Origin of the sequence: Marisediminitalea aggregata (assembly GCF_900129565.1) — a bacterium.
Lineage (GTDB): Bacteria > Pseudomonadota > Gammaproteobacteria > Enterobacterales > Alteromonadaceae > Alteromonas > Alteromonas aggregata.
Genome location: NZ_FQWD01000003.1, coordinates 771,961 through 787,353, shown reverse-complemented (window position 1 = coordinate 787,353; position 15,393 = coordinate 771,961). Strand labels below are relative to the sequence as shown.

The 15,393-nt window shown below is 46.9% G+C and carries 12 protein-coding genes and 1 rRNA gene; 12 read left to right on the top strand and 1 reads right to left on the bottom strand.

Annotated elements, in window-relative coordinates:
* Positions 1-170 precede the first annotated feature (170 nt).
* Positions 171-286, top strand: a 5S ribosomal RNA gene (gene rrf, locus BUB81_RS11480).
* 639 nt (positions 287-925) lie between these two features.
* Here rrf and BUB81_RS11475 read toward each other — a convergent pair.
* Complete coding sequence (locus BUB81_RS11475) at positions 926-2,113, bottom strand: trypsin-like serine protease (protein ID WP_073322744.1); 1,188 nt, start codon at positions 2,111-2,113, stop codon at positions 926-928.
* Positions 2,114-2,425: 312 nt separating this feature from the next.
* Here BUB81_RS11475 and prsT point away from each other — a divergent pair, with 312 nt between their 5' ends.
* The 11 genes from prsT (at position 2,426) to recR (ending at position 15,332) form a co-directional block, all read left to right on the top strand.
* Positions 2,426-5,197, top strand: coding sequence for an XrtA/PEP-CTERM system TPR-repeat protein PrsT (gene prsT, locus BUB81_RS11470; protein ID WP_073322742.1), 2,772 nt, complete (start codon positions 2,426-2,428; stop codon positions 5,195-5,197).
* Between the two features lie 188 nt (positions 5,198-5,385).
* A complete protein-coding gene (locus tag BUB81_RS11465) occupies positions 5,386-6,930 on the top strand; it encodes a methyl-accepting chemotaxis protein (protein WP_139241563.1) in 1,545 nt (514 codons plus the stop codon).
* Positions 6,931-7,120: 190 nt separating this feature from the next.
* Positions 7,121-7,591 (top strand): HvfA family oxazolone/thioamide-modified RiPP metallophore, encoded by a 471-nt coding sequence (locus BUB81_RS11460; protein ID WP_073322738.1) that lies wholly within the window; start codon positions 7,121-7,123, stop codon positions 7,589-7,591.
* Between the two features lie 31 nt (positions 7,592-7,622).
* Positions 7,623-8,459 (top strand): HvfB family MNIO-type RiPP peptide maturase, encoded by an 837-nt coding sequence (locus BUB81_RS11455; protein ID WP_073322736.1) that lies wholly within the window; start codon positions 7,623-7,625, stop codon positions 8,457-8,459.
* On the top strand, positions 8,460-9,194 hold the full coding sequence (locus tag BUB81_RS11450; protein WP_073322734.1) for an HvfC family RiPP maturation protein: 735 nt from the start codon (positions 8,460-8,462) through the stop codon (positions 9,192-9,194).
* Between the two features lie 164 nt (positions 9,195-9,358).
* A complete protein-coding gene (locus BUB81_RS22490; protein ID WP_255052359.1) occupies positions 9,359-9,484 on the top strand; it encodes a hypothetical protein in 126 nt (41 codons plus the stop codon).
* 30 nt (positions 9,485-9,514) lie between these two features.
* Positions 9,515-10,051, top strand: coding sequence for an adenine phosphoribosyltransferase (apt, locus tag BUB81_RS11445; RefSeq protein ID WP_073322732.1), 537 nt, complete (start codon positions 9,515-9,517; stop codon positions 10,049-10,051).
* Positions 10,052-10,062: 11 nt separating this feature from the next.
* Positions 10,063-12,564, top strand: coding sequence for a DNA polymerase III subunit gamma/tau (dnaX, locus tag BUB81_RS11440; RefSeq protein WP_073322730.1), 2,502 nt, complete (start codon positions 10,063-10,065; stop codon positions 12,562-12,564).
* A 48-nt stretch (positions 12,565-12,612) separates the two neighbouring features.
* Positions 12,613-12,939, top strand: a complete 327-nt coding sequence (locus BUB81_RS11435; protein WP_073322728.1) for a YbaB/EbfC family nucleoid-associated protein — start codon at positions 12,613-12,615, stop codon at positions 12,937-12,939.
* Positions 12,940-13,117: 178 nt separating this feature from the next.
* Positions 13,118-14,575 carry an FAD-binding oxidoreductase gene (locus tag BUB81_RS11430; protein WP_084526460.1) on the top strand — a complete coding sequence of 486 codons (1,458 nt, stop codon included), beginning with the start codon at positions 13,118-13,120 and terminating at the stop codon, positions 14,573-14,575.
* Positions 14,576-14,732: 157 nt separating this feature from the next.
* Complete coding sequence (recR, locus tag BUB81_RS11425) at positions 14,733-15,332, top strand: recombination mediator RecR (RefSeq protein WP_073322726.1); 600 nt, start codon at positions 14,733-14,735, stop codon at positions 15,330-15,332.
* Positions 15,333-15,393 lie beyond the last annotated feature (61 nt).

The window sequence follows — 15,393 nt, the reverse complement described above, 5'->3', positions numbered from 1 at the left end:
GTTAAGCTAACCTGTACTAATTGCCCGAGAGGCTTAACCATACAACGCCTAAGTAGCTTTTACTTAGAAGTTGTTGGTAAGACTGACTAATTAATTGAAGTTAGAGTAGTGAAGTTACTCTGATTGACACTGATATCAATGCTTTCCCAAGTTGTTATAAAAAGTTTTTGCCTGGCGGCAATAGCGACGTGGTCCCACCTGAATCCATTCCGAACTCAGAAGTGAAACACGTTAGCGTCGATGGTAGTGTGGGGCTTCCCCATGTGAGAGTAGAACACCGCCAGGCTCCCAATTAAGAGAAAGGCCCACTCATTTGAGTGGGCCTTTTTCGTATGTGCGGGTTATACACATCATCACCGGCATTCCCCCATATTGTCATCCCGAAAAGCGCGAAGCGCGACACTGTCATCCCGGAAAATGCGCAGCATTTATCCGGGACCTTAAAGCAAAGCTGATTAAGTTAAACAGACTGTTCATAAGATCCCGGCACAAGGCCGGGACGACGGATGGGGCACGAGGCCGGGACGACGGATGGGGCACGAGGCCAGGACGACGTATTTGGGGCATAGGCACGGGACGTTTTATTTGGGGACAAGTATGGCATGACGTACTCTTTGAATGTACGAACAACAAAACCGTCTTCCCGGAAAGCGCGAAGCGCGCTACTGTCATCCCGGAAGATGCGCAGCATTTATCCGGGACCTAAGAGCAAACCTGATTAAGTTAAACAGCCTGTTTATAAGATCCCGGCACAAGGCCGGGACGACGGATGGGGCACAAGGCCGGGACGACGGATGGGGCACAAGGCTTAGCTCCGAAAGCGTTTGTAGTATGGAGTGGGCTACATGGCCGCAACCAGAGGCATAAAAAAAGCGGAATATGAAATTACTCATATTCCGCTTTTAGGTTTTTAAGTTAGCTAATATTAGGCTTTAATCATCTTACGGCGTGCGAAGATAGCAACTACACCCAACAGCATCAGAGTTAAAGCTGGAGGTGTTGGAGCAGCAAGAGAAGCAGCAACGTAACCGTTGATCCAACCCATGTAAGACTCAAGAAGGATACCACCGAACAGGTCACCGAATGCACCAGGTGCCCAGCCAAGGTTAATACCAAATGTATTAATAGCTGCTAACCAGTACTTATCGTTCAGTGCGTCATAGATAAATGAAGGACCACCAGAGTCACCACCACCAATGTTTGCTTCAACGCTTTCGTCTAACGATGTGCTACAAATAGAGCCTACACCAAGGTCAACGTCACAAAAAGTATTGATAGTTTCATCGAAAAGAGCATCGTAACCGTCGAAATCCGCATACCAGACTTCTGCAGGCGCACCGAAACCAGACTCATCATCACCTTCAATGAAGTCTACGATGTTCTGACCAGTTAGTTTTTCATCAAACGTTGCGTAACCCAGCTCACCGATGTCGCCACTTACACTTGGATCGTCATACTGGTTGTAATAACCATAGAAACCATCACCACGCGTACCGTAACCAACCATGTTGAAGATATCACCGTCAGCGCCAGCACCTGTTGCTGCTACAGAACCAGTGTACATGTCGTAAATTTCAACATTTTCTGGGATGTCGTCATACAGGGTGATAATGGCAACGTCATCGTTTACACAGCCAGCTGAACCGTCTGGGCAAACATTGAAGCCGTCGTAGTCAGGGTGAATAACAACGCTACGTGCCTGCATTACGTTACCTGACTCATAATACGCGCCGTCGTTGTTAAACGCGATATTAATACGGTTCTCAGGACGGTATAACTGCATTGCATCGCCCTGGTCAGTAGCATCAACACAGTGTGCTGCTGTCAAGATGTGACGGCGCGAGATTGCTGTTCCTGTACAAACAAAACTCGCATTGTCGATAACTGGGTTAATAGCAACAACACCAGTATAACGTGAACTGGTAACGTTTGCGTCGATACGAGGTGCTAAAACTGCAGCCCAGTCTGTAGATCCTGCGCCATTGCCAGCAGTAATGTACGGAGTAGGTGTCGCGCCAGTAGCATTGATCAGCGATTGATCAGCCACAGCCGGGGCAGTAACAGCAATGGCTGCAACAGCCAATGTCGCTAGAGTATTATTGTATTTCTTCATTTATCAAATTCCCTTGGTGATTGTTAACTTATTCTTGTTAACTACTTTACAAAACCAAGAACTCTCAGAGGTGCCACACTGTGTGTGAATTTTCTAGTGTTCGGTGATGTTGTTAGCAAAAATCATGCCTTCTAATAAAATCAATAAGTTAGAGTGATTGGTGTAATGCTTTGTAAAATAATTTGACATAGACGTAAGGATAAGAAAAAGAAACGTGTGCCAATGTTTAAATTAACTCTTAGGTGCAAGCGCAGCAAAACTCCGTTACTCTAAAAAACAAAAACAACATTGCCTACGTCAGAGATATAAACCATGAAGTACTCCAAAATATTTACCTCGCTTACTTTTGCGGGACTTTTGTTGAGTGGTTGTAGCAAGCCTTCAACGGAAGAATTATTGTCAGAAGCGAAGCAACAATTGTCAGAAGGCAATGATAATCAAGCCGTTATTATTTTAAAAAACGCGATTGTGGAAGATGGTAGACAACTTGAACCGCGCTTGCTTTTAGCGAAGATTTATTTATCAAATGGCGATGGTCTGAGTGCGGTTAAAGAACTAAAACGCTCAGTTAAACTCGGCGCTAAAGAAGCTATTGTCGCCGGGCCTATGGTAGAAGCCTTATTTACTGCTCAGGCGTTTCAGTCATTAGTTGATTACGTCGACGAATTACTACCTGCAACACGTGAGTCACAGCTTGATAAATTTCGTTTTTATCAGGCTTTTTCGTATTTAGAATTAGGTAAGCTAGAAGCAGCGCGCCGACTGATAGAGCGTGCACCTTCAGCAGTGGACTCGGAATATACACTGGCAACTGACTATATACTTGCGCTTGTCACTGATGATCGGAATACGTTAAACAAAATAGGCGAGCGTATAATTAACGTTGAATCTGTTTTTGCAGATGCGTTGTGGCTCGTCGGTAAAGTGAGCTACTTACAAGAAAACTACCCATTAGCGGTAAAAGCCCTTTCTCTTTATGAACTGCGACGCGAGCAATTTTTACCAGCCAGTTTCCTGCATGCAAAAGCGTTAATGCAAGCCGGAGAAGTTGAAGAGGCACAACAGAAAGTAGATGCTTTGATTGCCGCCTATCCGGATGAGCCTGTGAGTAACTTGCTTGCAGCGACGTTAGCGTTCCAGCGCAAGGATTATGCTAAGTCCTTTCAATTTGCTACCAATACTATTCAAATCTCAGGTAATAATGCACAGAGTCAGCTACTAGCCGGGCTGTCAGCTTATTTTACAGGGGATATGGAAGCCGCGTTTTATTATTTAGACCCAATCGAATCGTTTCTAACGGAAGGGCATGTGGCAAAAAGGGTGTATTTAGCCACGCTGGTAAAGCTGAAAAAAAATGATAAGGCCTTTAAAGTACTGGGAAGCAAGGACACTCAGGATACACAAGCAGCAGCAATTATGGAGCGTGCCGGGTTCCAGCTATTAGTAAGTGGTGACGCCGAGAAAGGCCAATTGCTGCTGGATAAAAGTGCTTCATTAAACGAAGTTGGCTCAGATAGCTATTATCAGGGCGTCGCTCAGATCCTCTCTGGTAATGAAAATGGCCTCGACGTATTGAAAAGTCTGGTTGATGCAAACCCTCAGAATTTACTCGCCAGGTTATCCATTGCTTCTGTATTAATTACCGAGCAACAATTTGAGCAAGCTGAAGAGTACCTTGACGGTATTGAAGAGGCGGAAGCTTCTAACGAGCAAACCATTCAGGTTGCGTTGCAGCTAAGAGCGAAGATCGCCAAGACCCGTAATTTACCAGAACAAATGGCCGCGATATATAAGGCAATATTGGAACAGTATCCTGCAAACGAAGAAGCAAATTTGTTCTTTGCTTATGAAGCGCTAAAGCAAAATGATGGAAAAGCAGCAATGGTCTTTGTGGAAACCGTGCTAGCAGATAACCCCACAAATATACAAGCGTTGCTGTACGGTGTTGCATCACTTCAGCAAATGGGTGAAGAAGACAAAATTATCCCATTGCTTGAAAAGGCGAGTGCAGTAGGTGACGACGATGAAATGGTGAGAATGATGTATGCCGAAACCCTATATCGCCAAGGTTTTTCAGCGCGTGCATTGAATGAGCTCGATAGCTTGTATGCCAGCTTTGACTCCCTTTCTAAACGTTATTGGCAGCTGTATGCGGAAGTCACTAAAAGAGAGAAGATACTCGAGGATTATTTTAATGTGCTGCGACAATGGCGCGAAGCTTATCCTCAGGACCTTACGGTTCATTACCGTTTAATTGAGTTCTTTCTGGCTAACAGAGACTTTGGCAGAGCAAAGTTTGTCATCGATAAAGCGCTGGAGTTGGCACCTAACGATACGGCAATCAAATTACAACTTGCAGACTGGCAAATTGAAACACGCCAAATCGAAGAGGCGCGCCTGACCCTGGCCGGCATGAAAGTAGACGGTGTGTTTGCAACAGCAAAACAAGGCATAGAGGGGAAACTGGACTATTTTGCTGGCAGGTATGAAGTCGCTTTGCCCAAGGTCGCTCGTTTCTATGCCGACCAGCCTACCACCCAATATGCGACGTTACTTCGCGCATTGTATTTCAAACTCGATAGAAAAGATGACGCCCGTGCTATGTTGTCACAGCATGTGCAGAATCATCCGTATGACAATGTTATACGCATTTTATTGGCGAATGATTTGTACAAGGTCGATCCGCAGCGCGCCATAAAATTATACGAAGACTCGCTGTCGTATAGTGAAGACAACGAAGTTGTGTTGTTCTCCTTGTCCAGACTGGCAATGGAACAAGAGCAACACGACAAAGCCATTGAATACGCGGGAAAACTCATTGAGCTGGATAACAGTAACCCTAAATATCTGAATTTGAGTGGAATGACATTGTTGCACTCTGACCAAACCCGCCTGGCAATCAAGCGGTTGCAACAGGCTTACGAGGGCTCTAACAAAAACATTATCTATGCAATGGATTACGCAGAAGGGTTACTGGCAACCGGTGATAAGCAATCTGCTACCGATGTGTTAGAAGCCATTTCTAATCCTTTACCTGCTTTCAAGCGCCGTATACAAGTAATGCTTGAACAAGCGAAGGGTTAATCCATTGCTGTGGAGTGCCCCGACGGGGCACTCTTTTACCCGCCCAATTCTTTCCTTAAGTCTAATACCTATCAGACCAAAGAACTAAACAAAAAATTAACATTTGCGGCTAGAATGGCGATAACTAATAGAAGTTAGTCTATAGTTATCGAGACAATAATATAATCACTAAGAAGAAGTCCATTGCCGTGAAAAATTCAATTATTCAGTTATTTGTGGTTGGTGTTGTTCTGGCGGTTTTAGGGATCTTGGCTACGCCCTGGTGGATAGCCGCTATTGTGGCCGGCATTGCAAGCGCAGTCAGCAGTTACTTTCTACAAGACGCTCAAGAATCAGTACCGGCCGAAGTACAGCAAAACGATGGCCATATGGTCAAAACCGGCGAACTTATCAGTAATTCTGCCAGTCGCATTGCTATTGGCGGTGCCACAGTCTCACATTTCCTCGACAAGTTGTCAGCTATGTTTAAGCAACAAGTCGCCAGTGTGCAAGAAATTGCGTCCCGAATCGAGCGGATAGAAACCGGCAACCGGGAACTAATCGAGTATGCCGGCCAGGCTGAGGAAACGATTCAGACGTCGGATGAAAAAACACAGAAAAGTCGCGCATTACTTGCTCAACTTCTCGCCCAACAAGAGACATTAAGTCAACAAATCAACGACTCTAAAGCTATGTTGATGAGCTTAAGAACCAGTGCTGAGTCGATAGGAAGTATTACTACAACCATCAACCAACTGGCCGATCAAACGAATATGCTTGCGCTGAATGCGGCTATTGAGGCTGCTCGCGCTGGTGATCAGGGGCGCGGCTTTGCGGTAGTCGCTGACGAAGTACGCGATCTGGCTAAGAAAACTACCGATGCCACACAGGGCATTGACGACGTACTTAACGAAATCAATCAAAATAGCCAGAATTCGGTGCAGGCAATTGAAAGGGTTGCATCAGCCGGTGATGAAATGTCGCAAATTATTAGTGAATCGTCGGCACTCATTGAGGCTGCAAGTGAAGCGTCTACTCTGGCTGCCAGTACCATGTCCATGATGAAAGACACGGTAAATCAACATGGTGAAGCGAATCAGGGCATCAGCGTAAATGCGGTTCAATTAAGTGAAAATACCGTACACTTGGAATCTGAGTTGAGTGATGTGTCTGAGAAAGTTTTGGCCCTGAGCCATCAAACTGAAGACATCTTCCGCCAATTGCAAGTGTTCGATTTACATAACCGCAATGCCCAGGTACAACGTATTGCCAAAGAGGCGGCCCGGAAAATCGGTGAGTTGTTTGAACAGGCGATAGCATCCGGTAAGATTTCTGAGCGGGACTTATTTGATTTTAACTACAAGCCGGTACCAAACACTAACCCACAAAAGTACACCACGCAATTCGATACCTTTACCGATCAGCATTTACCTGCCATTCAGGAGCCCATTCTGGATAGCAATGATTTTATTATTTACGCTGGCGCTGTAGATATAAACGGGTATTTCCCGACACACAACAAAAAATTTGCGCACCCAATGACAGGAAACTACGACGTCGATTTGGCGAAAAGCAGAACAAAACGTATTTTCAACGACTATACCGGCTCCCGGTGTGGTAAGAATACCGAGAGCTTCCTGTTACAAACCTATAAGCGCGATACTGGCGAAGTGATGCACGATTTGTCTGCGCCCATCTATGTTAATAATAAACATTGGGGTGGCTTCCGCATTGGTTACCAGGCATCGTCTTAACATCGGCTAAGTGTAGCCACTGCTTTACTGTAAAATAATCCTTCAACAGCGGGCAATGTTAGCCCGCTGTGTTAATATTTTCTCTAATTCACAAACAAAATTTTCAAACTATTTGAAATATTCTGAAAAGCACGTCGGTCTTATCTTGTAAGTGTGACCACAACGTGAATATATTTTTTGGAGTGTACCTATGAAATCAGTAACTAAAACGTCTGTTGCAACCGCTATTGGTGCTGTTGTTTTAAGTTCTTTGTCTGCTGCTTCTTTTGCTGAAAGTGCTAATCCTTTCGGTGCGCAGCAACTTGAGTCTGGCTATATGCAATTTGCTGCTGAAGGCAAATGTGGCGAAGGGAAGTGCGGCGAGTCCAAGTCGAAAAAAGAAGGCAAGTGTGGCGAAGGCAAATGCGGTGAAACTAAAGCCAAGAAAGAAGGTAAGTGTGGCGAAGGTAAATGCGGCGGCGACAAAGCCAGCAAAGAAGGCAAGTGCGGCGAAGGTAAATGTGGTGGCGACAAAGCTAAGAAAGAAGGCAAGTGCGGTGAAGGTAAATGCGGCGGCGACAAAGCCAAGAAAGAAGGCAAGTGCGGCGAAGGTAAATGTGGCGGCGACAAAGCTAAGAAAGAAGGCAAGTGCGGTGAAGGTAAGTGTGGTGGCGCAGCCTAATCTGGCACGTTTAATTTAACAGCCCAACACTATGAAAACGATCAAAGGTGCCGGCCTGGGACTTCGCAGGGAGATGCTCGACGAGCTACTTCCTGTGTTACCCGACGAGGTCGATTTCTGGGAAGTCGCGCCCGAGAACTGGATACCCTTAGGTGGTAAGTTCAGTGAAGATTTCGAGCGGTGTGCCAGGCAGGCTCAGTTATCGACGCACGGATTATCGCTGTCAATCGGCGGTCCTGATCCCTTGGACCATCGCTTCCTGAAAGCCGTAAAACATTTCCTGGATAGGTATAACATTCCACTCTACAGTGAGCATTTGAGTTACTGTAGCGCACAAGGCCATATGTACGACCTGATGCCCATTCCGTTTACCGAGGAAGCCGTTCGTTACGTGGCAGACCGGGTAAATGTGGTGCAGGATATTATCGAACGGCCCCTGGTACTCGAAAATGTCTCCTATTATTTAACGGCTCATGCGCAGATGACAGAGTTAGAATTTATTAACGCCGTGTTGTCTGAGTCGGGTTGTTCACTTTTGCTCGACGTAAATAACGTTTACGTGAACAGCATAAATCATCGATACGACCCTAAAGCGTTCATCGACGGATTACCGGGCAATAAAATTGTATATGGTCATATTGCCGGACATTACGAAGAGGCAGAAGATCTGCGTGTTGATACACACGGTGCGGATGTTATTGAAGAAGTATGGGCGTTACTGGCCTATGCATATCGGCAACATCACGTGTTCCCAACGCTGCTAGAGCGAGATTTTAACATACCCCCATTGGAAACACTGCTGCAGGAAGTCAGGCGAATTAAATCGATACAGCAACAGGTGATTAACGAACAAGTGGGAGTAGCGTAATTGCGTTTAACTGAACAACTCACTGAACTCGCCACCGCGATCCGCTTTCCTGAGCAAACCAGTGAGCAAGACCAGGATACACAAAGGCGACTGGCTATTTACCAGTCGCTGTTCTTCAACAATGTTGAAGGCTTTATTCGCAACGGTTTCCCTGTATTACACTCGCTTTACGGTAGCGATAACTGGCAGCAACTGGTGCGTGCCTTTTTTCAACAGCACCCATGCCGTTCACCGTATTTCATTGATATCAGCAAAGAATTTGTTGAGTTTCTGAGTAACGCTTATGAACCAACATCATCAGATCCGGTGTTTCTGAAAGAGCTGGCGCATTATGAATGGTTGGAGTTGGCGTTATCGGTCAGAAAAACCGACAGCCCGGTTACGTATTGGCGAGGAGAAACAATACCCGACTACGTGCGCAGTTCGCCGTTGTCGGAACTAGCCGGTTACGCTTATCCGGTGCACATGATTGGCCCGGATTTCCAACCGGAAGCCCCTGGCGAGCAACATTTTTACTTACTTTACAGAGACAGTGAACACCACGTTGGCTTTCAGCACCTGAATCCATTGGCTGCACTCACGTTTGATCTTCTCAACCAGCAACCTACCTCAGTTGAGCGTTTGTGTGAGCGGGTTCATCAGCAAGCCGCCGGATTGCCGTTAAATACCGTACAACAAGGCGTTCAGCAGCTTGTTAGTCAATGGCTTACCTGTGGCGCCGTGACAGAAGCTTAACAAGGGCGCCTTCGGGTTGATGTAAGCTGCTCAGATTCCCTTACAACAATACACTCAGTGAATGGTCAGATTTTGACTGCTTAGCGCATTACCTCTGTCAATTAGGTTTCGTTTCGATTACCATTTAGGGCCATTTTTTAGGCTTAAATTAACTGGAATTTTTCATGGCTGGTAACGAAGATTTTAAAGAAGTATTTAATTGGTGGTATTTTCTGGGGGCGGTAGTTGCACTGCTAGCCTTCCCATTATTACCAACGATTGCTGGTTGGTTTACATTCTACTTTTCTTAAAGCCTTGCCGGAATAATTAAAGGATTCGGCATGAGTTCAGAATATATTAAATCAGTAGTAAAAACGGTGCCTGACTACCCGAAACCGGGTATTCAATTTCGCGATGTCACAAGCGTACTTGAAGACTATCAGGCATTCAGCCAGTGCATAGCTATGTTGCTGGACAAGTATCGGCCATATGGTTTTACCAAAGTAGCGGGTACTGAAGCACGTGGCTTTTTATTTGGAGCGCCACTGGCATTAGAATTAGGCATCGGTTTTGTACCCGTTCGTAAGCCTAACAAACTGCCTCGTGATGTGCTTAGCGAAAGCTATGAATTAGAATACGGCAAAGACACGCTGGAAATTCACAAAGACGCGATATCACCGGGCGACAAAGTGTTGTTGATTGACGACTTGTTAGCCACCGGCGGCACAATTTCTGCCACGGCCAAATTGATCCGCAATCTGGGCGGTAAAGTTGAGCACGCAGGGTTTGTTATTGGCTTGCCTGAACTGAACGGTTACGAACGTTTAACCGAGCTGGGTGTTGAGCCGTATTGCATCTGTGAATTCGAAGGCGAGTAAGGAAGCTTAGATTGGCTTATCAGGTACTGGCAAGAAAATGGCGTCCCGGACGCTTTAGTGAGTTAGTAGGGCAGGAGCACGTGGTTTCTGCCATCACCAATGCATTGCAAAACGACCGGTTGCACCATGCTTACTTGTTCACCGGTACCCGGGGCGTGGGGAAAACCACGATTGCCCGCATATTTTCTAAAAGCCTGAACTGTGAACAAGGGCAAAGTGCAAACCCTTGTGGGCAATGCGGTACGTGTCAGGAAATTGAGCAGGGTAACTACGTTGACTTGCTTGAGATCGACGCCGCGTCGCGCACCAAGGTCGAGGATACCCGGGAGCTGCTGGACAATGTGCAGTACAAGCCCACCCGCGGCAAGTTTAAGGTATACCTGATCGACGAAGTGCACATGCTGTCGAAGCACAGTTTTAATGCATTGCTGAAAACCCTCGAAGAGCCGCCTCCACACGTTAAGTTTTTGCTGGCCACAACCGATCCGCAAAAACTGCCGATCACCATTTTGTCCCGCTGTTTGCAGTTTAACTTAAAAGCGTTATCCCGCGAGCAGATCACCCAGCAGTTACAACACATTCTTGAACAGGAAAGTGTGAGCTTTGAAGCGCCTGCACTCAGTTTATTGGCCCGTGCAGCGCAAGGCAGTATGCGCGATGCATTGAGCCTAACCGATCAGGCCATAGCGCAGGGCAATAACCAGGTAACGGCTAGCGTTGTTACCGATATGCTCGGGTTGATGGACCGTCAGCAAGTGCTCAAGCTGTTGTTCGCAATGGTGAAGCGAGACGCCAGTGCAGTAATGGCACAAATAGAAGACATTGCCATGATGGCACCAGACTTCAGTCAGGTGCTGGCAGAAGTCGCCAGTATTTTACATCAGGTCGCGCTTACCCAGTGGGTGCCCGAGGCCTGTAAGCTGGAAACTACGTCTGCAAAAGCTATCTATCAGCTCGCTAAAGGTCTGCCTGCAGAGCAAGTGCAATTGTTGTATCAACTTGCTTTGCAAGGCCGCAAAGATTTGCCTTTTGCCGGCGACGGACGCAGCGCATTTGAAATGACCATCCTGCGTATGATGACCTTTGCGCCAGTAACGCCCATCGACGACGCAGAGACGGTTATCGCTAATCCTCCGGCATCTGGTGGCGCTACAACCCAAGCTTCTCCGGTCGCTCCTGAGCCGGAAACGCAACACAATTCTGGCAATGTAACCGCGCCCCAGGCCTCGGTTGAGCAAATTGCCGCCGCGCCAGAGCCGGAGGCCAATGAACAGCCTCAAGATACTGCTGCGCCGGTGCAAGATAACAGTGTGTCTGTGGCTAACGCCGCGGCGCCATCCGAGCCGGAAGTGCCACAAAACGAACCTGCGTTCCAGCCGCAAGACGAAGAAACGCAACACCTCGATGCCCAAGCCGCACAGTTAATGGACGAGGCTGAGGATTTCCGTCGACAGAGTCAGGTTGGGCCGCCAGACGACCATTACGACTATCCGCCTGAGAGCGGTGGTTACGACATGCCACAAGACATGCCGCCACAGCACTTTGAGTCAGTTGGACAGAATGTGGAGCCGGAATCACAACAACCCAGTGAGCCTCAACCCGCAGCCGCCTCAACAGAAGCGATGCTCGCTTTGCGCCAGCGCCTGAAACAGCAGGCCATGGAGGACAAAGCCTCGGCCGCAAAAAAGCCACCTAGTGAGGAACGCACACTGCAGCGGCCAGAGCGACCAAAGCCTGACGCCGGTGTCGAATCTGAAGCCGTTGGCATGGAACCGCGTTTGGAACAGTCTGTACCTGTTGCAACAAACGAACACGAGCAAGCCACATCTACAAATACAGAAACGCAAGCCGCCGATGAGCCACCACCGTGGGTAACGGCAGGTGCTGAAGAGTCCTTTCACACTGAAAGTGTTGATAGCATAGTCGATACTAAAGAGGCCCCCAGTGAGCTTACTACAGAGCTCTCTGCGGCTGTAGATGCGCAACCGGACGTGCAGTCACAACCTGATTTTTCCGAAAGCAATACGCCGCCTGTGGCAAATGAACCGCAAGAGGTATCAACAACCCAGCCTACAGCTATTGAATTTGACAGTGACTTGCCCCCATATCTGGAGAATGGCGATAAATTATTGCACGCCAGTCAAATCGATAAATGGAGCGCACTAATTGAAGCAATGCCAATTGCCGGTTTGTTAAAGCAAATAGCGTTAAACTCCCGGTTTGCCAAAGAAGGCGAGAACGTCACCATGACGTTGGATCCCAGCCAGGAGCATTTGGTAAATGAGGGGACTGTGCCGCAGCTAACTGAAGCGTTGAACAGTGTATTATCAAAGCCTGTAAATGTAACGCTGGTGTACGGCAACGTTGAAAAAACGCCGTATCAGATACAACAACAAATTAATCAAATGCGTAAACAGTACGCCAGACAAGTGATTCAGCAAGACGATACCATTCTGGCGATGATCGGCGCATTTAACGCAGAGGTTGTGCAAGACAGCATTGAACCTCGTTAATATTTAATCGAAATAGTGTTATTGACTACACAAGAGTGAGAAAAGATTATGTTTAAAGGTGGAATGGGCAACATCATGAAGCAAGCGCAGCAAATGCAGGAGCGCATGCAGAAAACCCAGGAAGACTTAGCTAACCTGGAAGTCGTTGGCGAATCAGGCGCAGGTATGGTTAAAGTAACGATGACCTGTAACCACAACGTACGCCGCGTAGACATCGACGAGTCTCTAATGGACGACGACAAAGACATGGTTGAAGATTTAGTCGCTGCCGCTTTCAACGATGCCGCGCGTCGTGTTGCGGAAACTTCTAAAGAGAAAATGTCAGAAGTAACGGGCGGTATGCCACTGCCACCTGGCTTCAAAATGCCGTTTTAAGTTCTGGTATTTAGACGATTGCTTAGGGAGATCTCCCAAGCAACACAATTTTAGAGAGCCCCGGTTTTCACCGGGGCTTTTTAGTTTTGTGACCAAAGGCGAATCCAGCCAATCTCTCTAAATTGCAAAACAAGACATTCTGTGAATTAATGGAGATAGCGAATATAAAAGGACTTTTATGAAATTTGCGCTCAAATTCATCAGTGTGCTGCTGACATTCACATTGCTCATTGCAGCACTCGCGACTTATATCTTAGTGGACTTCACACCTGCTGCTCCAGCAAATCAGGATGAGCGGGTAGTCAATGATGTCACGCAACTTAATCCCATCAGTGTATCGAAAGTTATTCGGCCTGTTACTTCCGCAGAAGTAATTGCGGCTATTGCGAAAACAACCGGCCCCGTTTCAATTGGTGGGGGAAGAAACAGTCAAGGTGGCCAAACGGCGTACCCTGATAGTCTGCACATCGATATGCGTGACTTTAACAAAGTCATAGACCTGAACGTTGAGGAAAAGTGGGTAACGGTTCAGGCAGGCATTCGTTGGCGAGATTTACAGGAGATTATTGATAAACATGATTTGTCTGTAAAAATTATGCAGACTTACGCTAATTTCACGGTTGGTGGTTCACTATCGGTAAACGTGCATGGTCGATACATTGGCGAAGGGCCAATGATACGCTCTATTCGCTCTTTTAAAATTGTGGTGGCAGACGGTTCAGAAATTCTGGTAGACAGAAATAGTCATCCTGACCTGTATTTCGGTGCGATTGGTGGTTACGGGTCTTTAGGCGTTATAACAGAAGTTACACTTTGGCTGGAATCAAATACCAAAGTGCGTCGTCAAACGCAGGATATGTTGGTTTCTGAATACCCCGTATTTTTCTCGTCTGAAATCAGAAATAACGATCACGTGGTGTTTCACAACGCCGATTTATTTCCCCCGGCTTATTCTTCTGTACGTAGTGTAAGCTGGTTACAAACAACCGATGATTTAACGGTAGATGATCGGCTGATCTCCTCGAATGCGGAGTATTGGTGGCAGCCAAAGGTTGCTGCGTTTGTCGCAGAGTCGACATTTGGAAAGTGGTTGCGGCAACATGTACTGGAACCAGTGTTATATAGTTTTGATGCGGTTCAGTGGCGTAACTACGAAGCCAGTTATGACATCAGAGAGCTCGAACCGACATCGCGTGAGCGATTTACTTATGCGCTAAGAGAGTATTTTGTGCCGGTAGATCGATTCGCAGACTTCGTTCCCAAAATGAGAGCTATTTTCCAAAAGAGTGACGCGAATATAATCAACGTATCCATTCGTCATGCTTTAGCTGACTCCGGGTCAATGTTGGCCTGGGCACCGGAGGAAGTCTTTGCTTTTGTTGTTTATTACAGGCAGGGAACTGACGTACAAAGCAGGGCGGATGTGGCGAAGTGGAGCGGTGAAATGATAGATGCCACATTGTCTGTTGGTGGCAGATATTATTTACCTTATCAGTTACATGCAAGCAGGGCGCAATTCGAGCAAGCCTATCCAGGTGTATCCAAGTTAAGAGAAGTAAAAAAGAGGTACGATCCCGAGTCACGTTTTACCAATCTTTTAGTGGAAAAGTACGTAGTTAGTAGTAGTAGCTTGTAGTGAGTGTTAAGGCACTACTGTCACGTTCTAAAATTGAGTAAAACCTAACAATCCGTCAGGATTTCTTTATAATTCGACTTACTATACGAACATAACGTTAAAGCATGACTTTATCCGCTTTAACAAATACACGTTAATTAGAAAAGGCACGCATTTTATGAAGTACAGTCCAATGCTGGCTGAGTTAATCAGCGCGTTTACCTGCTTACCCGGGGTAGGCAACAAAAGCGCGCAGCGCATGGCGTTTCACTTACTGGAACGCAATCGCGATGGTGCACTTACATTGAGTGCAGCCCTTCATAATGCCATGGAGCACATCGGTCATTGCCAGCAGTGCAGAAATTTTACCGAACAAAGTGTGTGCGACATCTGTCAGCATCCACAACGCCAGGAAAGCGGCCAGCTCTGCGTAGTGGAAAGTCCGCAGGATGTGATGGCCATTGAGCAAACCATGTCCTTTAAAGGGACTTACTTTGTACTGATGGGACATCTGTCGCCAATTGACGGTATCGGGCCTGGCGAAATAGGCCTGGATGAACTGGAAACCCGCATTGCCGACGGATCATTGAAAGAAGTGATTTTGGCCACCAACCCCACGGTCGAAGGCGAAGCTACCGCACATTACATTGCTCAGCTTTGTCAAAAACACGAGGTTGCTGCCAGTCGAATCGCCCATGGTGTGCCTATTGGTGGTGAACTGGAATATATTGACGGCAATACACTTACCCATGCCTTTTCCGGGCGCCGTACACTCTAATTTACCTAATTCAGCGTGCAACCAGCAATGAGTTGCACGCTTTCTAATCAGCCTTTGCTCT

Coding starts and splice junctions, on each gene's coding strand:
- BUB81_RS11475 (WP_073322744.1), bottom strand. CDS start 2,113: ATGAAGAAATACAATAATACTCTAGCGACATTGGCTGTTGCAGCCATT.
- prsT (WP_073322742.1), top strand. CDS start 2,426: ATGAAGTACTCCAAAATATTTACCTCGCTTACTTTTGCGGGACTTTTG.
- BUB81_RS11460 (WP_073322738.1), top strand. CDS start 7,121: ATGAAATCAGTAACTAAAACGTCTGTTGCAACCGCTATTGGTGCTGTT.
- BUB81_RS11455 (WP_073322736.1), top strand. CDS start 7,623: ATGAAAACGATCAAAGGTGCCGGCCTGGGACTTCGCAGGGAGATGCTC.
- BUB81_RS22490 (WP_255052359.1), top strand. CDS start 9,359: ATGGCTGGTAACGAAGATTTTAAAGAAGTATTTAATTGGTGGTATTTT.
- apt (WP_073322732.1), top strand. CDS start 9,515: ATGAGTTCAGAATATATTAAATCAGTAGTAAAAACGGTGCCTGACTAC.
- BUB81_RS11435 (WP_073322728.1), top strand. CDS start 12,613: ATGTTTAAAGGTGGAATGGGCAACATCATGAAGCAAGCGCAGCAAATG.
- BUB81_RS11430 (WP_084526460.1), top strand. CDS start 13,118: ATGAAATTTGCGCTCAAATTCATCAGTGTGCTGCTGACATTCACATTG.
- recR (WP_073322726.1), top strand. CDS start 14,733: ATGAAGTACAGTCCAATGCTGGCTGAGTTAATCAGCGCGTTTACCTGC.